The organism is Sphingobium sp. BHU LFT2 (assembly GCF_018604485.1).
Classification (GTDB): Bacteria; Pseudomonadota; Alphaproteobacteria; order Sphingomonadales; family Sphingomonadaceae; genus Sphingobium; species Sphingobium yanoikuyae_A.
This window is the reverse complement of the sequence record NZ_JAFCGW010000002.1, coordinates 285,517-307,923: the sequence shown is the minus strand read 5'-3', so window position 1 is coordinate 307,923 and position 22,407 is coordinate 285,517. Positions and strand designations below refer to the sequence as shown.

Sequence of the window (22,407 nt, the reverse complement as noted above, 5' to 3'; positions counted from 1 at the left end):
CCCAGCAATTCTGCCGAGGCGTTGCCCCAAGCCGGGGCTGCGATCAAGCCTTGGCGCTGGTCATGGCGAAGATGCCGGTGGCATTGCCGGTGTCGAAGGCGAGGTCCAGCCGGCCGGTATCCGGGTCGATATCGCGGCTGATGAATTCGTAGAAGGAGCCGGGGACGCTGCGCAGATCGCGGTCGGCAAAGAGGCGCTCGACGCTGTCGGCACGGAAGGCGGTCTGGCGGACGCGGCCGGTGGCGGAGATTTCGAGCTTGGGCTTCATCGGCCGGTCTTCCGCCTTGAGGCGATCGGCCAGCGCCGCGACATCGGGCACGCGGTCGGTCGCATGGTTGAAGGCATTGCCCTCGGTCGCGATCCAGGCGGCTTCGTTGGAGCGGGAGAGCAGCAGCTCATAATCGGCAAAGGCCGGCGGTTCATGCTGGCGGTCGAAGGCCGAGACGATGACGGGCAGAGCAGCGGCGGCATCATCGAAGCTGACTGGCTCACCGGCGGCATAGCGGTCGAGCAGGGCGATGGTCGGGGCATCGAGCGGATCGCGCGAGGTGCCGAAGATGCGGGTCGCCGCTTCGCCAAATTCTGGATCGAACCGGTCGACGTGCAGTTCGGACAGGAAGAATTGCGGGATCGTCTCGGGCGCGTCGACATGGACATAGGCGCGGCCGGTCATCTTGAGGCGATCAAGCGGATAGAGGGCGGCCATGCGGTAGCCCAAGGGCAGGAAGATGCGGGTGAAGGCATCCTCGCCAGCGGGCAGGGTGCCGGTCGGCCCCTCGGCAAAGCGGATGGTGCGCAGCGCGCCATGGTCGAACATCACCCGGCCGCCGCGCGCCAGCGTGTCGGCGACATAGGCCGCGCCGCTCGGCACCCGTTCGAGCAGGTCGTGGAACAGGATGACGTTCATCGCCATGGCAAAGGCGGCGCGGCTGACGGTCGGGCCGCTTTGCGCCAGCAGCGCGGGATCGATCGCCAATGCGTCCAGTGCGGCCTTGCCGACGTCTTCGCCCAGCACCGACTGGACCAGGGCGACGATGCTTCCTTCATTCTGCGACGACATAAGAACGCTCCACGATGACAGCGCCCTTATCGCAGGATAGGGTGGGTCGCGCAAATAGGGAGCTGTCATCACTTGATGCGGAACGGGAATGGATAGGGCGCGCAAATGGCTGCCGCCGATGAGCGCGCTCAACAGTTTCGATGCGGCCGCGACCCATGGCAGCTTCTCGCGCGCCGGGGTGGAGGTGGGGCTGACCCAGAGCGCGGTCAGCCGCCAGATCGCGCTGCTGGAGGATTGGTTGCAGACGCCTTTGTTCGACCGGGTCGGGCGGCGGGTGCAACTGAACGAGGCGGGGCAGGCCTATGCCGAGGAGATCCGTCCGGCGCTCGATAGGATCCGGCGGGCGACCCGGCGGGTGGCGGCGCGGCGGGCGCAGGGGGCTCTGCGGATCGCGACCCTGCCCAGTTTCGGCATGCGCTGGCTGGCGCCGCGCCTGCCGGGCCTCAGTGCCCTGCATCCCGATCTGGTGGTGGATTTCGCGTCGCGATCCGACCCGTTTGATTTCGCGCAGGAGGAGTTTGACGCGGCGATCCATTATGGCCTGCCGGAGGAATGGCCCGGCGTGGCGCAGGATTATCTGTTTCGCGAACAGATGGTGCCGGTCTGCGCGCCGGACTGGCTGGCGGCCAATGTGCTGCGGTCGCCGGCCGATCTGCTGGGCAAGCCGCTGCTGAGCCAGAGTTCGCGGCGGGACGCCTGGGCGCGCTGGTTCGCGGCAGCGGGCGTCGAGGCCGGGCCGTTGCCGCCGGGGCCGGCGTTCGAGCATTTCCTGATGCTGGCGCAGGCGGTGGTGGCGGGGGCGGGCGTGGCGCTGATCCCCAGCTTCCTGATCCAACCGGAGCTGGAGGCGGGCAGCTTGGTCATCCCGTTCGATCGCCCCTTGTCGAGCGAGCAGGCCTATTATCTGGTCTATCCCACGGGGCTTGGTGGCCATCCGGGACTGGCACGGTTCCGCGCCTGGATGCTGGCGAGTGCGGGCGCGGATTAGGCGCCCGCGCTCGGGTGCCTAGTTCTTCTTCGGCATGCAGTCCGCGCCGGCGGCCTTGATGCTGCTGCACAGGCGCGAGGCGTCGGCGCTGGTGGCGATCGGTCCGGCCTGAAGGCGGGTGATGCTGCCGGCCTTGACCAGATAGGGTTGATAGCCGGAGAGGCCGCTGACCTTGCGGGTCAACTGGCTCCACAACGCACGGGCGCGGCCTTCGTCGCCGAACGCGCCAAGCTGGACGCGCCAGTCGCCGCCGGCAGCCGGTGCCGGCATCCTGGACGGCGCGGGCTTGGGTGGCGTGGGCTTGGAGGGCGCCGGTTTTGCTGCCTCCGGTGCCGGCTTGGGCGCGACCGGCTGCGGCTTGGCAACCGCGACCTGGGTCATGGGTGCGGGAGCTGGCTTTGCTGGTGCCGGGGCGGGAGAAGCCGGGCGGGGCTGTGCCGCTGTCGCCGGCAGGGTCAGGCTGGCGCTGGCCAGGCTCTTTTCCTGCGCCTCCATCGACGAGGCCAGGGCAAGGCCCTGCTTGCGCTGGTCGGCGGGGATATATTTGTCCATCTGCTGCAGGCTGGTGGTCGCCTGTGGCAGGCCGGAGGCGGAGGCGCGGGTCATCATCGCATAGGCGCGGACCCAGTCCTTGCCGATCATGTCGCCGTTGAACAGGGCGGTGCCGACAATATATTGCGCGCGGGTTTCGCCGCGGGCGGCGGCATGCTGCAGATAGGGCATGGCCCCGGCGCGATCGCCTTGCTGGAACATCAGCAGGCCCAGATTATCTTCGGCCCGCGCATGGCCCTGCGCCGTCGCCTTGCGATACCAGTCGACCGCACTGCTGAGATCGGCCGGAACGCCGCGGCCAAGCTTGTAGGCCTGACCCAGATTGAACTGCGCATCGGGATCGCCGGCATTGGCGAGCGGGCGCCATTCGGCGATCGCCTTGGCATAATCGCCCTGCTGCCAGGCATCGACGCCGGCCTTCACATCGGCAAGCGCCGGCAAGGCGGCCGTCAATAGCGTGCCGAACGCAACGGCTCCCCAGATAGGCTTCATATCCATGCTCCAGACCGGAATATTCGTCCGGCACTATCGTCAAACAAGGTTAACGTCTTCTTAGCATTGCCGGATCCATGATGTGAAACCGGGGATAGGTGATCCTCAACAAGGTTGCCAGACCAGTTAACCGAATTTTAGGCGGCGCCATGCCAAATCGTTTCGGAACTGGATTTACCTGGGGGAAGGCGCGTGCGCATATTGGCATTGGCATCGCAAAAAGGCGGATCGGGCAAGACGACCCTGTCCGGTCATCTGGCCGTACAGGCCCAGTTGGCCGGGGCCGGTCCGGTCGTGCTGATCGACATCGATCCCCAGGGTTCGCTGGCCGACTGGTGGAACGAGCGCGAGGCCGAATATCCCGCCTTTGCCCAGACCACGGTTGCGCGGCTGGCCGCCGATCTCGAAATTCTGCGCCAGCAGGGGTTCAAGCTGGCCGTGATCGATACGCCGCCGGCGATTACCATGGCGATCCAGAGCGTGATTTCGGTTGCCGAACTGATCGTCGTGCCGACCCGCCCGAGCCCGCATGACCTGCGCGCGGTCGGTGCCACGGTCGATCTGTGCGAACGCGCCGGCAAGCCGCTGATCTTCGTCGTCAATGCCGCGACGCCCAAGGCGCGCATCACCTCCGAAGCCGCTGTCGCTTTGTCGCAGCATGGCACGGTGGCGCCGGTGACGCTGCACCATCGCACCGATTTCGCAGCCTCGATGATCGACGGCCGCACGGTGATGGAGGTCGATCCCAAGGGCAAGTCGGCCGCCGAAGTGACCGGGCTGTGGAGCTATATCTCCGATCGCCTGGAAAAGAATTTCCGCCGCACGGTCTTTTCCGTGCCCCAGAACAGCGTCGGCACCGCCGCCGCTTCGCGTCCCGCCGGTGGTGGCTTCGGCCGCCGCGTCGTGCAGTAAGAAAAGGGGGCTATCATGGCTGAAGCCAAACCGATCGCTTCCCTGACGTCCGGCCTGCTGGCGCGCAAGGGCGCCGCCACGCCGGCGATGCGCCGCCCGATGCTGGGCTTTGGCCGCCCGACCAATGGCGGCATGGTGTCCGACGATCTGGGCTGGAACGACATGGGTTTCGACGTGCCGATGCACGATGACGAGCCTGCTGCGCCGACCGCGCCCGTTGCCACCGGCCTGACGCCGATGACCACGGTGCTTGCGCCGGTTCCGGTGCCGGCGGTCGTGACCGAACGCGAGGAACTGGCCGAGCGCGTGGCGCAGGTCGTTCTGCCCGAGACGGTGGAAGCCGAGCCGGAACCGGCCGAACTGGTGATGGCTGCCAAGCCGATGCGGGCAAAGCCGGCGCCGGTGCGCGCTACGCCGGCCAAGCCGATGGCGGTCGACAACGCACGCAAGGCGGCCTTCACGCTGCGGCTGGACGCGGGGCGTCATCTCAAGCTGCGTCTGGCGGCGGCGGTGACCGGTCGGTCGGCGCAACAGGTTGTTACCGAAGCACTGGATGCTTTCCTCGAAGGGCTGCCCGAGATTGATCGGCTTGCCCAGCAATTGCCGCACTGACGCGGCGATCTTTGATTATAGGTGGGTAAGGTCATGAAACGAACGGCATTTGGCAAGGCGGCCGTTTCCTCCTTGATGGTGGCGACGACGATGGTCGGCTGCACCGGCGCGGCATTCCATCCGCGTTCGGCGGCGGTCAAGCACGCCAATCCCGGCAAGCCGGCCGAGGCGGCGGAAAAGGCACTGGCCGATCGCGACGGCGCAAAGGCCGTGCAGGCGGCGGAAGCGGCCGTGCAGGCGGCGCCCGACAATGCGCAATATCGCCAGCTGCTGGGCCGTGCCTATGTGCTGGATGGCCGCTTCGTTTCGGCGGAGACCGCTTTCACCGACGCGATGACGCTGGGTAACCGCGATTCGCGCACCATCGTCAGCCTGGCGCTGGTCGAGGTGGCGCTGGGCAAGAATGATGCCGCGCGCGATCTGCTGGCGGCCAATACCGACAATGTGCCGGCGGGCGATTATGGCCTGGCGCTGGCGATGGCCGGTGATCCGACCGAAGGCGTCCGCATCCTGTCCGCCGCGATCCAGGATCCGTCGGCCAATGCCCGCACCCGCCAGAACCTGGCCTATGCCTATGCGCTGGCCGGTCGCTGGAAGGATGCGCGGCTGGTCGCCGGACTGGATCTGGCACCGCTTGCCGCCAATCAGCGTATCGCCCAATGGGCCGGCATGGCCGACCCGGCACTGGCGCCGCAGCGCGTCGCCGCGCTGATGGGCGTTACCGTCAACGGCGCCGATCAGGGCCAGCCGGCGGTGCTGGCGCTGGCGCCCGCTGCGCCGGATGCCGCACCGGTGGCGTTGGCCGCCGCATCGACCGAGCCGGCACCGGTACTGGACCTGCCGACCGGATCGCCGATCGAGATGGCGGCGGCCGAGCCGGCGCCTGCCGCACCCGCGCTCAACACCCGGATCATCGAAACCGCCGTGCCCGCGTCCACGCCCGCACCCGCGGTCAAGGCTGCGCCCAAGCCGGCGCCGGTGCGCGTCGCCGCCAAGCGCGACTTCGTTGTCGAAGGCCCGGCGGCCAAGGCCAAGCCGGCCAAGGGCAAGGCTGCCCCGCTCGCCAGCCCGGCGGCGCGGATGCAGCAGGTTGCCTATATCAAGCCGGTGACCACGGGCGCGAGCGCCTGGGTCGTCCAGCTTGGCGCCTTCAATTCGCCGGCCGTCGCCAAGGAAAAATGGACCAGCATGGCGCGCGTCAACGGACGCATCGCCGCCTTCCCGGTGCTTACCAGCCAGGCGACCGTCAATGGCCGGACCTTCCACCGGATCGCGATCAGCGGCTTTGGCAGCCGTGCGGATGCGCAGACTTTGTGCCAGTCGATCAAGGCGCAGCACGGCCAGTGCTTCGTGCGGGAAGGGGCACCGAACGCGATGCCGCAGCGCTGGGCCGTGGCATCGACCCGCGGCCGTCAGTTCGCATCGCGCTGATCGCACGGCGCCTTCGGGCGTGACCGTGACTTCATGCGGGCCGGGCCGAAAGGTTCCGGCCCGCAATGCATTTGCGCGCCGCGAGTGCTGCAATCGTGCGATGCGCTGAATTTCGGATTGTCTGGAGCCAGCCCGGCCTTGCCAAGGGCTGAAATAGTGGCTCCCCGAGTAGGATTCGAACCTACGGCCATTCGATTAACAGTCGAATGCTCTACCGCTGAGCTATCGGGGAGCAGCCCTGCTTGCGCCGGGCAGGCCGCGCATATGCAGCGGCTTGTCCCAAATGGCAAGCGCTGCTTTTGCCATTCCTGAAAAAAATCTGTGCATATGCATGCGCTTGCGGAACGGACGCATTTTCGTCCTTTTCCGCCGGTTTTTCAGGTTTCGCCGATGTGGATGGCGAGCCAGATGGTCGGCGCGTCCGTATGGGTGACGCGGTGCGGGATGCCCGCTCGAATCAGTCGATGATCCCCCGGTTCCAGGCGATAGGTGCCGATCCCTTCCAGCAGCAGTTCGGCGGTCCCGGTCAGCACCAGCACCCATTCATCCCAATGCTGGACATAGGGGCGCTCCGGCGGTGTGCTGTGGCCGTGGGATATAATCCGTTCGATCCGCACGCCCGGCATCGACACAATATCCTCGAACAGTTCTTCGGCCGCATGTCCGGACGGGATATCGAGCAGGTTGGTCGGCGCATCGACCGGCAATGCAGGAGGTGGGCATGTCATCGGCGCATGATGCCGATTGGCGGAAAATTGGAAATGGGGGTTTTTACCGGGGCGGCAGCCTATGGGACGGGCGTGTCATCTCCGTTGTCGCCGCGCTTGTCGCTTGAAATCCTGCGCCTATCGTGCTGACCATGCGGCCTGGCCGTTCGGCCCAATGTCAGAACAGGGGTTTGATACCGTGACAATGATATCCCGTTTGCTGCTGTCGGCGGCAATGGTGGCGGGCGCGTGCGCCGCGCCGGCAATCGCGCAGCCCAAGCAGGTGCTGACCCACGAAACGCTGTGGATGATGAAGCGCGTCGGCGCGCCCGTGGCAAGCCCGGACGGCAAGTGGGTGGTCTATTCGCTCAGCGAACCATCCTATGAGAAGGATGGCGCGGTCAGCGACCTGTGGATCGTGCCGGCCGACGGATCGGCTGCGCCGCGCCGCCTGACCGCGACCAAGGCGGGCGAGGGCGATCCGGCCTGGGCGCCCGACAGCCGCCGTATCGCCTTTTCCGCCAAGCGCGAGGGCGACGATGTCGCGCAAATCTATGTACTGGACCTGGCCGGAGGTGAAGCCCGCCGCGTGACCAGCATCCCGACCGGCGCGGGCAAGCCGATCTGGCGGCCCGATGGCCAGGCGATCCTGTTCGAAAGCGCGGTCTATCCCGGCACGATGGACGCCGCCGCCAACAAGAAGACGGCCGAGGAACGCAAGGCGCGCAAATATAATATGCGCGTCTATGAGCATTTCCCGATCCGCTACTGGAATGACTGGCTGGACGACAAGCGGCCGAGCCTGTGGCTCCAGCCGCTGGCGGAAGGTGCGCCGGCGCGCGATATCCTGTCCGCCACCAAGCTGGCGCAGGCCGATGGCTTTGGCGGCAATGCCCAGAGCGACGGCGGCATGACGCTGGCGCCGGTCTGGAGCCCGGACGGCAAGGACATCATCTTCACCGCCACCATCGAGCGCTGGAACGCGGCGCATGCCCGCGTCAATTTCGGCCTCTATCGCATGCCGGCTGATGGCGGCGAGCCGGTGCTGGTGACGCCGACGCCGGGCGAATATGGCGACATGAAGTTCACGCCGGACAGCAAGAGCCTGATCTTCCAGTTCAACACGCAGGGGCAGGAGGTCTATGATCTGGCCAAGCTGCACCGGGTTGCCTGGCCGGCGGGCGGGGCAGCGACGCTGCTGACCGGCGGCTTCGATCGCGCGGTGGACAGCTATGCCGTGACGCCTGACAGCCGCAGCCTCTATCTGACCGTGCCGGACGCGGGGATGGAAAATCTCTATCGCGTACCCGTGAGCGGCGGCACGCCCGAACTGGTGATCGCGCCCAAGGTTGGCGGCTATGCCGGGATCGACATTCCGTCGGATGCCAAGTCGACGCAGATCATCGCCAGCTATGGCAGTTCGGTGAACCCGGCGGAAATCGTGCGGATCGACCCGGCGGCCAAGCGGCACAAGAACCTGACCAACGTCAACACCGCGCTCGCCGCGACCATCGACTGGGCCAGCCCGGACCATTTCTGGTTCACCACCGACAAGGGCCGGCGCATCCACAACATGATCGTCACGCCCCCGGCGTTCGACCCGGCGAAGAAATATCCGCTGATGGTGCTGATGCATGGCGGCCCGGCATCGTCCAACATGGACCAGATCGGCCTGCGCTGGAATTATCACCTGCTCGCCAGCGCCGGCTATGTCGTGCTGATGACCGACTATACCGGCTCGACCGGCTATGGCGAGGCCTTCTCGCAGGCGATCAAGCTCGATCCGCTGCGTGGCCCGGCGAACGAGATCAATCAGGCGGTGGATGAGGCCGGCAAGCGCTATGCCTTTATCGATACGGCCAATGTCTGTATCGGCGGCGCCAGCTATGGCGGCCATCTCGCCAACTGGATGGAGGCGACCACCACCCGCTACAAGTGCATCGTCAGTCATGCCGGCGAAGTCGACCTGCTGACCCAGTGGGGCACCAGCGATTTCAACTATGGCCGCGAAGTGGCGAGCGGCGGTCCGCCCTGGGGCGACAGCCCGGTGTGGCGTGACCAGAGCCCGATTACCTATGGCAAGGACTGGAAGACGCCGATGCTGCTGACGGCGGGTGAGCGCGATTTCCGCGTGCCGCTGGCGAACACGCTGGAAACCTGGTCGACCTTGCAGCGGATGCAGGTGCCCAGCCGCCTGCTGATCTTCCCCGATGCCTGGCACTGGATCACCAAGCCCGAGGATAGCCGCCAATTCTACCGCGAGGTGCAGGGCTGGCTGGCCCATTATCTGAAAGGCGCGCCGGAAGTGAAGGGCGGCCCGATCGCCGCCCCTGAGGCGGCCAAGGCGCAATAAGCAAAGAAAAGGCCCGGTCGATGGACGACCGGGCCTTTTTCTATCAGTCCTTTTCGACCTGGCTGACGTCGCGCACCGCGCCGCGCGCGGCGTTGGTGGTGAGCGCCGCATAGGCGCGCAAAGCGGGCGAAACGTTGCGCTTGCGGCCGAACGGTTTCCACGCCTTCTTGCCGCGGGCGACCATCTCTTCATGGCGCTTGGCCAGTTCGGCATCGTCGACCAGCAGTTGGATGCCGCGATTGGGGATGTCGATCAGGATCGGGTCGCCGGTGGCGACCAGCGCGATCAGGCCGCCCTCGGCCGCCTCGGGCGAGACATGGCCGATCGACAGGCCCGACGTGCCGCCGGAGAAGCGTCCGTCGGTGATGAGCGCGCAGGCCTTGCCCAGTCCCTTCGACTTCAGATAGCTGGTCGGATAGAGCATTTCCTGCATGCCGGGGCCACCCTTTGGCCCTTCATAGCGGATGACGACGACGTCGTTCGCCTTGACTTCATTGCCCAGGATGCCGGCGACCGCCGCGTCCTGGCTTTCATAGACACGGGCCGTGCCGTGGAAGGTCAGGATGCTGTCGTCGACACCGGCGGTCTTCACGATGCAGCCCTCGGGCGCCAGATTGCCGAACAGCACGGCCAGGCCGCCATCCTTGGAGAAAGGATGTTCGGCACTGCGGATCACGCCGGTCTGGCGATCCATGTCCAGTTCCTTCCAGCGGTTATTCTGGCTGAAGGCCTGGGTGGTACGCACGCCGCCGGGCGCGGCCTTGAAGAACTCCTGCACCGCCTCGCTGTTGGTACGGCTGATGTCCCAGCGGTTGATCGCTTCGCCCATGGTGGTGGCGTGGACGGTCGGCAGGCTGGTGTCGAGCAGGCCGGCGCGTTCGAGCTGGCCCAGGATCGCCATGATGCCGCCGGCGCGGTGGACGTCCTCCATATGCACGTCCTGCTTGGCCGGGGCGACCTTGCACAGGCACGGCACGCGGCGCGACAGCCGGTCGATATCGGCCATCGAGAAATCGACGCCGCCCTCATGCGCGGCGGCGAGCAGATGCAGCACCGTGTTGGTCGAACCGCCCATCGCGATGTCGAGGCTCATCGCATTTTCGAAGGCCGCATGGCAGGCGATGTTGCGGGGCAGGGCGGAGGCGTCGTCCTGCTCATACCAGCGGCGAGCGAGGTCGACGATGGTATGGCCGGCCTCGCGGAACAGCTTCTCGCGATCGGCATGGGTCGCCAGGATCGAGCCATTGCCCGGCAGCGACAGGCCCAGCGCTTCGGTCAGGCAGTTCATAGAGTTGGCGGTGAACATGCCCGAGCAGCTGCCGCAGGTGGGGCAGGCCGCCTTCTCGATCGCGGCGACTTCCTCGTCGGTGTAATTTTCGTCGGCGGCGACGACCATCGCGTCGACCAGGTCGAGCGCCACGGTCTTGCCGCGAATGTCGGCCTTGCCGGCTTCCATCGGGCCGCCCGACACGAAGATGACGGGGATGTTGAGGCGCATCGCGGCCATCAGCATGCCCGGCGTGATCTTGTCGCAATTGGAAATGCACAGCAGCGCGTCGGCGCAATGGGCATTGACCATATATTCGACGCTGTCGGCGATCAGATCGCGGCTGGGCAGTGAATAGAGCATGCCGTCATGGCCCATGGCGATGCCGTCGTCGACCGCGATGGTGTTGAATTCCTTGGCGACGCCGCCGGCCGCCTCGATCTCGCGCGCGACCAACTGGCCCAGATCCTTCAAATGGACATGGCCGGGCACGAACTGGGTGAATGAATTGGCAATGGCGATGATCGGCTTGCCGAAATCCTCGTCCTTCATGCCGGTGGCGCGCCAGAGGCCGCGCGCGCCCGCCATGTTACGGCCGTGGGTGCTGGTGCGTGAACGATAATGAGGCATTTTGCGCCGTTCCTGTAATCTTGTTTCCCTGCAATGGCTGCCCCCTACGCCTTTGCGCAAAGGTTGTGAAATATATTATTGAAGCAGTATAAGGTCGCAAGGAGACTTTGTTGCCATGGACCTTCGCCCGCTTCGTCATTTTCTGGCTGTTGCCGATACACTGCATTTCGGCCAGGCGGCGCAGCGCCTGGGCATGACCCAGCCGCCGCTGAGCCAGTCGATCCTCGCGCTGGAGCGGGAGCTGGGCGCGCCGCTCTTCACCCGGTCGAAGCGCAATGTCGCGCTGACCGCCTTTGGCCGCCAATGGCTGGAGCATGTCCGCCCGGCGGTGGAGGCGGTGAGCGCGCTGCCGGACATCGCCCGCCGCCTGCGCGACGGCAGCGCGGGGCAGATCGGCCTCAGCTTCGTGAGCACCGCCGACTATAGCCTGTTGCCCGCGCTGGTGCGCGATTATGCCGCCCGTTTCCCGGAGGTGGAGATCGCACTGACCGAGGCGACCAGCGACGTGCAGATTGCCGATCTGATCGACGGGGTGAATGATGCCGGCATATTGATCGCGCCCGATGGCGCGCTACCCGACGCGCTCGCCTATATGCCCTTGCTGCGTGAGCCGCTGGTGGTGGCGGTGCCGGAGGGCTGGGTGGCCGATGAGCAGGCGCAGGGCGTTCCTTTTCTCGACCGACCGCTGATCCTGTTCCCACGCCGGGTGGCGCCGGCCTTTCATGATCTGGTGAGCGGCTATCTGGCCGGGCGGGGGCAGCCGCTGCTGATCCGGCAGGAGGCGATCCAGATGCAGACGATCATCAGCCTGGTGTCGGCGGGCATGGGTATTGCGCTGGTGCCCGCATCGCTGCGCAACCTCGCGCGAACCGGGGTGCGCTATCTCGACCTGCAGGATGCGCCGATCCTGGAGACCGGCCTTGCCTGGCGGCGGCACGATGATGGCGCGACGCTGGCGGGGCTGCTGGGCGTCGCCCGTGCCATGGCCTGAACAGAAAGAGACCCCGTCGCACAAGGGATGCGACGGGGCCGAGGTTCAGGGAGGTGTCACTCCAAGGGGGGAAAGAAGTGACAGCCACATCTATAGGTCCGGTCCATGAACCTTATGTGAAGCAAGCAGAATTTTTCTGCGGGGCGGTTTTGCGCTGATATTCGCCACGCCGGGCTACCAGCGTTCGCCTTGGGGCGAGGCGATGACGGGGCGCTGGTAGGAGGCGTCTTCCCTGCTCCAGTGGGGCTTGAGGAAGCCCTTCACATTGGCGGAATAGACCCAGCTCGCATCGGTGTCGGCGGTCATCTCGATCGTGCAGCGACGGGTGAGCAGCCGCCATTCGCCGCCGCGCCGTTCCAACTGGTCGATATAGCGGCCAAAGGCGATCGTCGTGGTCTTGCCATCCTGCCAGAACAGGCCGCCGACCGTGTAGCTTTCGCAATAGGCGGTGTCGCCGTCGATCTCGCACAGATGGTTGGTGATGTTGTGGCTGGTCGACAGGAAGAATTTGCCATGGCCCATATTGGCCCGCGCCGCATAGTCGGGCGCGCGGGTGATGATGGGGCCATGTTCGTCCACGCCATCCTCCCACCAACAACTGTTGATGATGTCGACATCCTGCCGGTCGCGTCCGCGGCATTCGCGCAGGATGCAATCGCGGATCGCCTGCCGGTCCTGCAGGTCGCGCACGGTGGCGCGCAGCGCGGCGACTTCCTGTTCTAGGTCCATCTCCAGCTCTTCCTTTCAGTCCTGCGGCACCAGTTGCACCTGCATCATCTCGCCATTCGGCCCCATCGGGCTGTCATGTTCCTCGACCAGGCAGACGGGGTTGCTGTTGCTGGCGAAGAGTTGCAGTTCGTCGGCCTTGCGGATGTCGAGCATCGCAGGGTCTGACAGGCCCTTCATCGCGGCCTGATAATCGGCCAGGCTGTTCCACCATATTTCCATGATGCAGTCATAGCCGGGATCAATGACCTCGCCGGTCAGCGGGTTGGGCTGGGGCGTGACATAGCGGCGGACATAGCGCTGGGCGTTGGGCAGGGCGGGATTGGCGCCCATCTTCTGCGACAGGCGCGAATGCTGGTTCTCATAATAGTCCATGAACTGGTCCATGGAGAGGTCGTCGCGCTTCCTGAGGAAGACGATCTGCTTGATCATGGCTCTCCTCCCGCGCTCAATATTGCCGTTCGCCGGTAGCGTCCGACGCCTTGAAGCCGTCGATCGGCTCGATCGCCTTCATCATCACCAGCGGGATCAGGCGGTCGGTCGACTGCTGATAGCCGGCATAGGCCGGGAAAACCTGGCACATGAAGGCCCAGACCCGGTCGCGTTCCTCGCCCTCCGGCTCGCGCCAGGTCGCGCGGAAGGCCTGGGTCGCGACCTGGAAGTCGACCGTCTCGCTGTCGCGGATGTTGAGATACCAGGCGGGATGATGGTCGGCGCCGCCCTTGGACGCGACGATCACCACTTCGCCACCGATATCGCCATAGATGAGGGTGGTGATGAAGGTCTTGCCGCTCTTGCGGCCGGTATAGCGGATCATGCAGTGGGTGGTGAAGCCATGGCCGCCGACGGCGCTGATGTCCATGATATGGCCCTGCGCCCCACCCGATCGCAGATACATGTCGCGATGCTCGCTGATCCAGTCCTTGCGCGTGTCGCGGATAGCGGCGGAACTGTCGTCGCTCATGACGGCCTCCTCTCTGTCAACTTCGGTGTAAACCAGCCGGGCGCCCGGCGGACCTGAAAAGGGCGTCGCCATGGCGATGCTTGGCCGATCGGGTCAGCGGATAATCCGGTCATATTGCGGCAGCGGCGCGACGCCATAGCTTTGCCGATAGGAGGGCGGCTGGCGATCGCCCACGTCGCGCAGCCCATAATGTTCGGCGAGTTCCGCGCCGATCAGCGTCTGGCCGGCATGGTCCGCCAATGCCGGATCCTGCGACAGCGCCCAGATGACATGGCCGGTGAACTCGGGCGTTTCGACCATCTTTTCCAGATAGGCATATTTGGCCGGGTCCGACGCGATCAGTTGCAGCAGGCGTCCGGTGCGCAGCGCGCCCATCCAGATCGACAGGGCGGTGACGCCGGTATCGCGCAGGTCGACGGCCATGTCGGCCGCCATCTTGTCCTGGCTGACCTTGTGCGCGCCATAGCCGGGACCATAGACATAATGGGAGGCGCCCGACCCGGATGTGAAGACGATCAGCCCCTGGCCGCGATCGACCATCATCGGTGCGGCATGATAGCTGGCGACATAGGAGCTGCGGATGCCGACGGTGATGATGTCGGCCAGCTTCAGCGGCTTTTCCCAGAAGCGGCCGGGCAGGGTGAGTTCGTCATGGATGGCGGCGACATTATTGACCAATATGTCAATATGCCCCTGTTCGGCGCGCACCCGGTCGAACAGCGCGCGGGTCTGCTCGTCATCGCCATGGTCGACGCGCACGGCAATGCCCTGACCACCGGCGGCCGTCACGGCGGCGGCGGTTTCGTAGATGGTGCCGGGCAGGGGGGCGTCGCCGGCCTTTTCCGACCGGCCGGTGACATAGACGATGCAGCCATGCTGGCCGAGCGCGGTGGCAATGCCCTGGCCTGCGCCTCGGCTGGCGCCGGTGACGACCGCGACCTTGGGTGTCTGGCTCATCCATTCTCTCCTTGAGGCATCGGGCTAACCCAGGCCACCCGCACCTGACCATGCAGGGGGCGGAGATATCGCTTTGGCGTTAGGCCGGGTTCGGCGGATTGCCGACCAGTTCCAGTTCATGGCCGTCGAGGTCATGGATCATCAATATGGCCGGCCCTTTGCCCGAGGCACGGATCGCGCCGACCGGATAGCCTGCCGCCTGCATGCGGGATGCAACGCCCGACAGGTCGGGCACGCGCAGCACGATCTTGGCGATGCCGCTGTCGGCCGGCGGCGCCTTCTGCGCCTTGTCGTGCAGCAGGATCAGGGTCAGCCGGCCGCCCTTGCCGTCGGCGCAGAGCATGACTTCCGTCACAGGCCCATGTTGCAGCATGGTGGCAGGGACAAGGCCGAGCGCGACCTGATAGAAGCGCAGCGCCTTGTCGAGATCGGCCACGGGCAGGCCGGGCGCCATCAGGGTCGCGCCGACCGGCGGCAGCGTCTGGGCATGAAGCGGGGCCGCGCCAACGGGCAGCAGGGCGAGCAGAAGGGCGATGTCGCGCATGGATCAGGCAGTTTCGCTGGCGGTGCTAACCGGGGCGTCGTCCGCCTTCCGGCGCTGCTTGATCTTGTCGAAATCCGCCTCGAACTTCGGGCGCATGGTGCCGCACAGCCGGTCCCAGATCGTCGTGTAGCCACCGAAATTGCCGGTGAAATAGCGATGATGCTGATCGTGGAAGGTGGCGGAGATGAACCATTTGGTCGCCCAGCTGCGGTTCCACCAGCGCGGCAGCATCTCATAGCCGGAATGGACATAGAGGCCCATGATGATGTTGGTCGGCACGATCAGCGCGACGGTCGCGTCATGGACGGTGAAGACGGTCAGGAACAGCGGCACGAAGCCGCCATTGATCAGCGATTCCAGCGGGCTGACCGACAGGGTGGTGAGCAGGTTGGGGGATGTCGACTTGTGATGCAGCTTGTGGACCCAGCTATAGACCGGTTCCTTGTGCATCCAGCGGTGCAGCCAGTAGAAATAGGTGTCGAACAGGAAGAAATAGAGCGCATATTCAAGCGCGATCGTCCACCAGGCGGCGGGCGCCGGGTTGAAGCTGATCGCGCCGATGTCGACCAACTTGGTCTTGATCGTGCCGAGCAGCAGGCCGGTGATGGCGAGGTTGATGACGGCAAAGCCGGCCTCGTTCCTGAAAATCTTCCACTTGAACCCGCGCGGCTGGATCTTGCGCGCCTTGAAATAGCCGCTGACGATGCCTGCGCCGATCCCGGTCGCGACAAACAGGCCAAGCCATAGCGAGAGAAGATGCTCGCCCTTTCCCAGATATTCCAGCACGCCGGTCCTTCCCGTTGCAGACAGAAGGGCCTGCTATCACGGGATGGGCTGGGGAATTTGTCGGCGCTGACACATAGGCTGGAAATGCGGGCGGACGCTCAGCCGCGATTGGCGTTGATCCCGTCCAGCACGAAATCGGCGATCGCTGCGTCGATGCTGGCATCGTCCGCCAGGCCCGCCGGGTAGAGCCAGTCGCGAAACAGCCGGTTGGCGAGTACCGCGGCGAAGGCGGCGCGGACCATAAGGCGCGGATCGACGCGCGGCGTACCCTCGATCCGGGCCGACTGGACGGCGGCGCCCTGCTCGAAATAGGCGGCCAGGCTCTCGATCGGATTGCCGCTGTCCCCCGCCGGGCCTCCGGCCAGCATCATCGCCCGCAGCAGCGCCTCATGCTCGGTGACGAAACGTTGCAGTTCGGCGATGTAGAGACGCGCGGTGTCGGCGCGGCTGGCATCGTCCTGCGGCACCGGATGATCGGCATTGAAGCGTTCGAGATGCAGGCTGAGCGGGCGGAACACCGCTTCCTGGAACAGGGCGGCCTTGGACGCGAAGCTGCGAAACAGTTGCGCCTCGGTCGTATCGGCGGCGCGGGCGATGGCGGCGGTGGTCGCGCCGGCATAGCCATGGCGACGAAATTCATCCTGCGCTGCCTGGATCAGCCGGCTGGAGACCTCCGCCGAGGATCGGCGCGGCCGTCGGGTCGGCTTGTCAGCCTTGTCCCCACTCATGTGCGCAGGCGCGCTTCGGACAGGTCAAGCTCACGGGTGAGCTTGCGCCCGACCTCGCTGCCGATCTTGCGGCTGCGCAGCAGGGTGAGGAGAGCGGCGCGTTCCGCCGCGACGCCGACCATGCGGAAATCGCGGAACAGGGCGCCCTGCGCGCGCAGGCTGTCGGCTTCGGCTGCGCCCAGGGCCTCTATCCGCTCGCGATACAGGTCCATCACGCGGGCCCCAGCCTCGGCATAGCGTTCGGCATGGCCATGGGTTTCGGCCAGGTCATGCTGATGCCGCTCGATCGCCTGGATCGCTGCCTCGGCGGTGACGATGCGGGCGGCGTCCTCTTCCGCGGCCTTGTTGGCTTCGGCCGGCATGTCGAGATTCTTGAGCAGCAGCGGCAGTGCGACACTGGCCAGGATCAGCGACAGGATGATGACCCCGGCGGCCAGGAAGATGGCAAGATCGCGCGCGGGGAAGGGCGTGCCGTCGTTGAGCGCGAGCGGCAGGGTGAGCACACCGGCAAGGGTGATGGCACCACGCACACCGGCGAACGATGTCGCCGCCACCAGCCGCCAGTTGGGCCGGCGCGGGCCATCGACGCCACGATACTGGTTGCGCAGGATGGTGAAGCGCAGCGACAGCCACACCCAGAGGAAGCGCAGCGCAGCTAGGCCAGCGACGATCGCGACCGTGTAGAGTGCCAGCCAGCCGGGTTCGCTATGGCCGGTCAGCGCCACCGTGCGCTTCGCTTCGGCAAGGATGCCGGGCAATTGTTCGCCCAGCAGCACGAAGATGATGCCGTTCAGGGTGAACTGGATCGTGTCCCACACCGAATTGCGGCGCATCCGGGTTTCGGCCATCGCCTCACGCGAGATTTCGGCGAAGGTCATGGTCACGCCCGCGGCGACGGCGGCCAGGATGCCGGAGGCATGGACATGTTCGGCCAGGATATAGGAGCCGAAGGGGATCAGCAGGCTGACCAGGATCTGCGATCCGGTTTCCTCGCCCCAGCGACGCGTGACCCAGGCCTTGGCGCGTGACACGACCAGCGTGACCCCGACGCCGATCGCGATGCCGGCAAAGGCGAGCCAGAGGAAGTTGAGTGCAGCATCGCCGGCGGAGAAGCTGCCGGTCAGCGCCGCAGCAATGGCGAAGCGCAGGCAGACCAGGCCGGATGCGTCGTTGAGCAGCGATTCCCCTTCGAGGATGTGCATCATGCGCTTGGGAATGGGCACGCGCGCGGCGATGGCGGACACGGCGATCGGATCGGTCGGCGAGACCACGGCGGCGAGGGCGAAGGCGACGGCGAGCGGCATCGCCGGGATCATCCAGTTGATGAAAAAGCCCATGCCGATGACGGTGGTCAGCACCAGCCCCAGCGCCAGTTCGACCACGGTCGAGGCGTCCTTGAGCAGTTCATCCTTGGGAATGCGCCAGCCGTCGAGGAACAGCAGAGGCGGCAGGAACAAAAGCAGGAATATTTCGGGATCGAGCGCGACCCTGTGCGATGTCGACAGGCCGATGATCGCGCCAAGGGTGATCTGGACCAGAGGTGTCGGGATGGAAATCGGCATCATGCGCGACAGGGCGCCACTGACGACGACAGCCAGCAACAGGAATAATACGACCGAAATGACGTCCAAATCTTCGCTCCAACTTATATGCCGGGCGACCCTAGGCGGACGGATTGCCGATGGGCAAGCGCCGGGCGCGAATTTTCCTTCGATTTCAGCACCGCAACGCGGCTGTCATGCAGCGAACCTAGAGGGTTAACATTATTTGCCGTTCGGGGACGATTCGATGAATGCAAGCGTGGCGATTGGCGGGGCACGCCGGCCCGAGATGGACAAGGGGCTGGGCATGGCTGGCTCGATCGGCTTTGGCGCTGCCATCATCGCCGCGCTGATCTATGTCGTCTACAGCGTCTATAACGATGCGACGGCGGTGGGCGTGGCGCCGACCGCCTATCTGCCCTTCCTGCTGCTGTTCCTGGCGCTGTTGATCGCGCTTGGCTTCGAATTCGTGAATGGCTTCCACGACACCGCCAATGCGGTCGCGACGGTGATCTACACCAATGCGATGCCGGCCAATATCGCGGTGGTCTGGTCGGGCTTCTTCAATTTCCTTGGCGTGCTGCTGTCGACCGGCGCAGTCGCGTTTGGCATCGTGTCGCTGCTGCCGGTCGAACTGATCCTGCAGGTCGGCTCCAGTGCCGGTTTCGCCATGGTGTTCGCGCTGCTGATCGCGGCGATCATGTGGAACCTCGCCACCTGGTGGCTGGGCATCCCGTCGTCCAGCTCGCACACGCTGATCGGATCGATCATCGGCGTCGGCGTCGCCAATGCGCTGTTGCACGGCAAGAGCGGCACGTCGGGCGTGGACTGGAGCAAGGCGACCGAGATCGGCCAGGCGCTGCTATTTTCGCCGCTGATCGGCTTTGGCCTGGCGGCGCTGCTGTTCGTGGCGATGAAAGTCCTTGTCCGCAATAAGGCGCTCTATCGCGAGCCGCAAAATGGCATGCCGCCGCCATTGTGGATCCGTGCGCTGCTGATTTTTACATGCACCGGCGTCAGCTTCGCCCATGGCTCCAATGACGGGCAGAAGGGCATGGGCCTCATCATGCTGATCCTGATCGGCACGGTGCCGACCGCCTATGCGCTCAACCGCGCGGTGCCGGCGCGCTATACCACCGAATTCCACGCCAATTCGATTGCCGCCACGGCGGCGCTAGGCCAGCGCGCGCCCGCCATGATGCAGCCGGTCGAGGCGCGCGCGCAGGTCACGCGTTATATCGCCGACAAGCGCTTTGCCGACACGACCATGCCGGCGCTGTCGCTGCTGATCGCCGATGTCGATCGGCAGGTGATGAATTATGGATCGCTGGCGCAGGTGCCGGCCGCTGCCGTCTCCAACATCCGCAATGACATGTATCTGGCGTCCGAAGCGATCAAGCGTCTGGGCAAGGAGAAGACGGCGGGGCTTTCCGAAGCGAAGATGACGGCGCTGACGACCTACAAGGGCTCGCTCGATGCCGGCACCCGCTTCATCCCGACCTGGGTGAAGATTGCCGTCGCCTTTGCGCTGGGGCTGGGCACCATGGTCGGCTGGCGGCGGATCGTGGTCACGGTGGGCGAGAAGATCGGCAAGACGCACCTCACCTATGCGCAGGGTGCCTCGGCCGAACTGGTGGCGATGGCGACGATCTTCGGCGCGGACCATATGGGTCTGCCGGTATCGACCACCCATGTCCTGTCGTCGGGCGTGGCCGGCACGATGGCGGCCAATGGGTCGGGCCTGCAGATGGCGACGGTGCGCAACCTGCTGATGGCCTGGGTGCTGACCTTGCCTTGTTCGATCCTGCTCGCAGGGCTGCTATATCTGGTCTTCGCACAGATATTCTGATCGACAGGAGCGGCATATCGGCGACCGGAACGACCCGCTGATCCCCATCATATTGCCGGTTCCGGGCATGGGGCCGGGGCTGATCTGGGGGCTGGACTTCGCGCCTGACGCGATCAGGCCGGTGGATCATTGCGATGGCGGGGCGACGGGCGGCTTTCGCTGGCTGCACCTGAACCTGGCCGATCATGGCACGCGGCAATGGATCGAGGGGGCGGCGATGCTGCCCGAGGCGGTGCGTGAACTGATCCTGTCACCCGATACGCATCAGCGGGCGCTGGTCGATGGCGACACGGTCGGCTGCGTTCTGCATGATTTCGAACGCGACTTCGATGTGGCCGATACCGCGCGGGTCGGTGCGCTGCGCATGGCGTTGACGCCGACATTGATGCTGACCACCCGGCTGCATCCGCTGCGCTGCGCCGACATCGCGCGCCATCGGCTGGAGCGGACGAAGGGCGTGATCGGCGGTGCGCAGGCGCTGGACCTGCTGGTCGGCGCCATTGCCGAGAATATCGCCGATATCAGCCGCACCCTGTCGGCTGATATCCAGCGCGCCGAGGACGCCTTTCTGGAGGGGCATCATCCGCCCCAGCCGCGCGACCTGGTCGGTATTCGCCGCCGGCTGGCGCAACTGCATCGGTTGCTGTCGGGCGCGCGCGGCGTGTTCCAGCGGCTGGAACGGGACGAGGAACTGCCGGACGCGCTGCTGCCCACCGTCGAGAAGCTGACCCAGCGGCTGCAGGCGCTGGACGCCGACATATTGGAAGGACAGGCGCAATTGCGATTGCTGCGCGACGAACTGGACATACAGGCGGCGCAACGGACCAACCAGAATCTCTACATCCTGTCGATCATCACCGCGCTGATGCTGCCGGCGACCCTGGTCACCGGACTGTTCGGGATGAACACCGGGGGCATGCCCTTTGCCGGTGCGTCGCACGGCACGCTGACCGCGACACTGGTCGCGGCAGGGGCTGCTGGCGTCAGCTATTGCCTGCTGCGCTGGATGGGGTTCATGCGGCGCTGAACCGCGATCCATCGCGCCGACGATCTTGGGCCGGGGCCTCTCCTAAAATCAAATGATAGTGAATACTATCTATATGCTGCCCGCCAGTGGCAGAGGAGAGGCATGCCATCATGATCATTGAACCCGACATCCTGGCCTATCTGACTGATCTGGAGAGCGCGGTCGCCAATCTTGGTGACACCTGGCACCCCGACGATCCGGCCTATCGCGCCGACGTCTATCGCCAGACGATGACCAGCCTGTCCTATGCCTATTTCGCCTATTTCCATGCCACGCCGGAGCATCCCGATTGGGCCCCCTTGTGGAACCCGGTCTATACGCTCCAGCCCAATCCGGACGATATCTACCTCCAGTCGCCGATCCGCGGGGATCTGACCTACCGCATCGCCGGCAATCGGGGCAGTTGCAAGATATTGAGCTTCACCACCCAAAGGGCCTTGTCCGGGACGGTCGATGAAATGCCCCGACCCAATGGCCATCATGAGGTGGACGACAGCGATCTGGGGCTGGAGCCGGGGGAGCATTTCGAACTGATCCTGAGCGCCCGGCGCCCGGCGGGCTATGCTGGCAAATGGGCGCCAATCGATCCCCAGGCGGGCGGGCTGATGGTGCGCTATCGCAGCTATGACTGGCTGAACGAGGTTGATCCGCAACTGACGATCGAATGTCTGGATCCAGTGCCGCCCAAGCCGCGCCTTTCGCCGGAGGAGATTGTCGCGCGCATCCGGGAAATGGCCAAATTCCCCGGTCGCAAGACGCGGCTTTATTATCCGATGCAGAATGGCGTGAAGGAGCGGGTTGGCTTCAACCGGTTCGAGCCGGTGCGGATGCCCGGTGCGCTTGCCAAGCAGGTCTATTGGCCGGCCTGCTTCCAGTTCGACGCCGATGAAGCGCTGATCATCGAGACCGACATCCCGGCCCGTGCGCCCTACTGGAATATCCAGCTCAACGACCCCTATTTCAACGCGCTGGAATATGTCTATCGCCTGTCCAGCAGCAACGGCCATTATGCGAAGCTGAGCCGTGACGGCAAATATCGGGCCGTCATCGCGCTGGAAGACCCCGGCGTGCCCAACTGGCTCGATCCTGCCGGCTATCGCGAAGGCGGCATCTATGGCCGCTGGTATGATTGCGACAGCGCGCCGGTGCCGAGCATCACGCGGGTGAAGCTGAACGCGTTGCGCATCCATTTGCCCGCCGACACGCCGATCGTCACGCCGCAGCAGCGCGCCGAGGAGTTGCGGCTGCGGGTGCGGGCCTGCCAGCGTCGACGGCGCTGGTGAAGGGGAG

The 22,407-nt window shown here is 65.5% G+C and carries 21 protein-coding genes and 1 tRNA gene; 9 read left to right on the top strand and 13 right to left on the bottom strand.

Annotated elements, in window-relative coordinates:
* Window positions 1–43: 43 nt before the first annotated feature.
* Window positions 44–1,060: a DUF1338 domain-containing protein gene (locus JQK15_RS06635; RefSeq protein WP_214864367.1), complete on the bottom strand. Its 1,017-nt coding sequence runs from the start codon at window positions 1,058–1,060 to the stop codon at window positions 44–46.
* A gap of 88 nt (window positions 1,061–1,148) precedes the next feature.
* Between JQK15_RS06635 and gcvA the strand changes: the two genes are divergently transcribed.
* A complete protein-coding gene (gene gcvA / locus JQK15_RS06630; RefSeq protein WP_069337259.1) occupies window positions 1,149–2,048 on the top strand; it encodes a transcriptional regulator GcvA in 900 nt (299 codons plus the stop codon).
* A gap of 18 nt (window positions 2,049–2,066) precedes the next feature.
* On the opposite strand, the gene JQK15_RS06625 is transcribed toward gcvA, so the two are convergent.
* Window positions 2,067–3,098 (bottom strand): SPOR domain-containing protein, encoded by a 1,032-nt coding sequence (locus JQK15_RS06625; protein WP_214864365.1) that lies wholly within the window; start codon window positions 3,096–3,098, stop codon window positions 2,067–2,069.
* A gap of 186 nt (window positions 3,099–3,284) precedes the next feature.
* Between JQK15_RS06625 and JQK15_RS06620 the strand changes: the two genes are divergently transcribed.
* Genes JQK15_RS06620 through JQK15_RS06610 form a run of 3 tightly spaced genes read left to right on the top strand, consistent with a single transcriptional unit; the run spans window position 3,285 to window position 6,047 of the window.
* Window positions 3,285–4,004, top strand: a complete 720-nt coding sequence (locus JQK15_RS06620) for an AAA family ATPase (RefSeq protein ID WP_004212248.1) — start codon at window positions 3,285–3,287, stop codon at window positions 4,002–4,004.
* Between the two features lie 15 nt (window positions 4,005–4,019).
* A complete protein-coding gene (locus JQK15_RS06615) occupies window positions 4,020–4,616 on the top strand; it encodes a hypothetical protein (RefSeq protein WP_214864362.1) in 597 nt (198 codons plus the stop codon).
* A 33-nt stretch (window positions 4,617–4,649) separates the two neighbouring features.
* Window positions 4,650–6,047: an SPOR domain-containing protein gene (locus JQK15_RS06610; RefSeq protein WP_214864360.1), complete on the top strand. Its 1,398-nt coding sequence runs from the start codon at window positions 4,650–4,652 to the stop codon at window positions 6,045–6,047.
* A 157-nt stretch (window positions 6,048–6,204) separates the two neighbouring features.
* Here JQK15_RS06610 and JQK15_RS06605 read toward each other — a convergent pair.
* Window positions 6,205–6,279: transfer RNA gene (locus JQK15_RS06605), tRNA-Asn, on the bottom strand.
* Window positions 6,280–6,424: 145 nt separating this feature from the next.
* Window positions 6,425–6,775 carry a cupin domain-containing protein gene (locus JQK15_RS06600; protein ID WP_199909659.1) on the bottom strand — a complete coding sequence of 117 codons (351 nt, stop codon included), beginning with the start codon at window positions 6,773–6,775 and terminating at the stop codon, window positions 6,425–6,427.
* A gap of 184 nt (window positions 6,776–6,959) precedes the next feature.
* Here JQK15_RS06600 and JQK15_RS06595 point away from each other — a divergent pair, with 184 nt between their 5' ends.
* Entirely contained in the window at window positions 6,960–9,107 is a 2,148-nt protein-coding gene (locus tag JQK15_RS06595) for a S9 family peptidase (RefSeq protein WP_251007635.1), read from the top strand.
* A 43-nt stretch (window positions 9,108–9,150) separates the two neighbouring features.
* Here the strand turns inward: JQK15_RS06595 and ilvD are convergent, their stop codons facing one another.
* Window positions 9,151–11,004, bottom strand: coding sequence for a dihydroxy-acid dehydratase (ilvD, locus tag JQK15_RS06590; protein ID WP_010338969.1), 1,854 nt, complete (start codon window positions 11,002–11,004; stop codon window positions 9,151–9,153).
* 115 nt (window positions 11,005–11,119) lie between these two features.
* On the opposite strand from ilvD, the gene JQK15_RS06585 reads away from it, so the two are divergent.
* Window positions 11,120–11,995, top strand: a complete 876-nt coding sequence (locus JQK15_RS06585; protein ID WP_214864355.1) for a LysR family transcriptional regulator — start codon at window positions 11,120–11,122, stop codon at window positions 11,993–11,995.
* Window positions 11,996–12,169: 174 nt separating this feature from the next.
* Here JQK15_RS06585 and JQK15_RS06580 read toward each other — a convergent pair whose 3' ends face one another.
* The 8 genes from JQK15_RS06580 to JQK15_RS06545 all read right to left on the bottom strand — a co-directional run bounded on the left by JQK15_RS06580 (window position 12,170) and on the right by JQK15_RS06545 (window position 18,331).
* Window positions 12,170–12,724 (bottom strand): nuclear transport factor 2 family protein, encoded by a 555-nt coding sequence (locus tag JQK15_RS06580; protein WP_214864353.1) that lies wholly within the window; start codon window positions 12,722–12,724, stop codon window positions 12,170–12,172.
* A gap of 15 nt (window positions 12,725–12,739) precedes the next feature.
* A complete protein-coding gene (locus JQK15_RS06575) occupies window positions 12,740–13,153 on the bottom strand; it encodes an EthD domain-containing protein (RefSeq protein ID WP_214864351.1) in 414 nt (137 codons plus the stop codon).
* A gap of 16 nt (window positions 13,154–13,169) precedes the next feature.
* Window positions 13,170–13,685: a nitroreductase/quinone reductase family protein gene (locus tag JQK15_RS06570; protein ID WP_214864349.1), complete on the bottom strand. Its 516-nt coding sequence runs from the start codon at window positions 13,683–13,685 to the stop codon at window positions 13,170–13,172.
* 93 nt (window positions 13,686–13,778) lie between these two features.
* Window positions 13,779–14,642, bottom strand: a complete 864-nt coding sequence (locus JQK15_RS06565; protein WP_010338974.1) for an SDR family NAD(P)-dependent oxidoreductase — start codon at window positions 14,640–14,642, stop codon at window positions 13,779–13,781.
* 79 nt (window positions 14,643–14,721) lie between these two features.
* The gene (locus JQK15_RS06560; RefSeq protein WP_214864347.1) at window positions 14,722–15,186 is read right to left on the bottom strand and encodes a VOC family protein; all 465 of its coding nucleotides are present in this window, start codon (window positions 15,184–15,186) and stop codon (window positions 14,722–14,724) included.
* A gap of 3 nt (window positions 15,187–15,189) precedes the next feature.
* On the bottom strand, window positions 15,190–15,972 hold the full coding sequence (locus JQK15_RS06555) for a sterol desaturase family protein (RefSeq protein WP_214864345.1): 783 nt from the start codon (window positions 15,970–15,972) through the stop codon (window positions 15,190–15,192).
* Window positions 15,973–16,070: 98 nt separating this feature from the next.
* A complete protein-coding gene (locus JQK15_RS06550) occupies window positions 16,071–16,700 on the bottom strand; it encodes a TetR/AcrR family transcriptional regulator (protein WP_214864343.1) in 630 nt (209 codons plus the stop codon).
* Window positions 16,697–18,331: a Na+/H+ antiporter gene (locus tag JQK15_RS06545; protein WP_214864341.1), complete on the bottom strand. Its 1,635-nt coding sequence runs from the start codon at window positions 18,329–18,331 to the stop codon at window positions 16,697–16,699. The genes JQK15_RS06550 and JQK15_RS06545 overlap by 4 nt, the downstream gene beginning before the upstream one ends.
* A gap of 199 nt (window positions 18,332–18,530) precedes the next feature.
* On the opposite strand from JQK15_RS06545, the gene JQK15_RS06540 reads away from it, so the two are divergent.
* From JQK15_RS06540 to JQK15_RS06530, 3 genes are all read left to right on the top strand, one after another.
* Window positions 18,531–20,090: an inorganic phosphate transporter gene (locus JQK15_RS06540; RefSeq protein ID WP_502956796.1), complete on the top strand. Its 1,560-nt coding sequence runs from the start codon at window positions 18,531–18,533 to the stop codon at window positions 20,088–20,090.
* Between the two features lie 67 nt (window positions 20,091–20,157).
* Window positions 20,158–21,117, top strand: a complete 960-nt coding sequence (locus tag JQK15_RS06535; RefSeq protein ID WP_037519838.1) for a transporter — start codon at window positions 20,158–20,160, stop codon at window positions 21,115–21,117.
* Window positions 21,118–21,227: 110 nt separating this feature from the next.
* On the top strand, window positions 21,228–22,400 hold the full coding sequence (locus JQK15_RS06530) for a hypothetical protein (RefSeq protein ID WP_214864336.1): 1,173 nt from the start codon (window positions 21,228–21,230) through the stop codon (window positions 22,398–22,400).
* Window positions 22,401–22,407 lie beyond the last annotated feature (7 nt).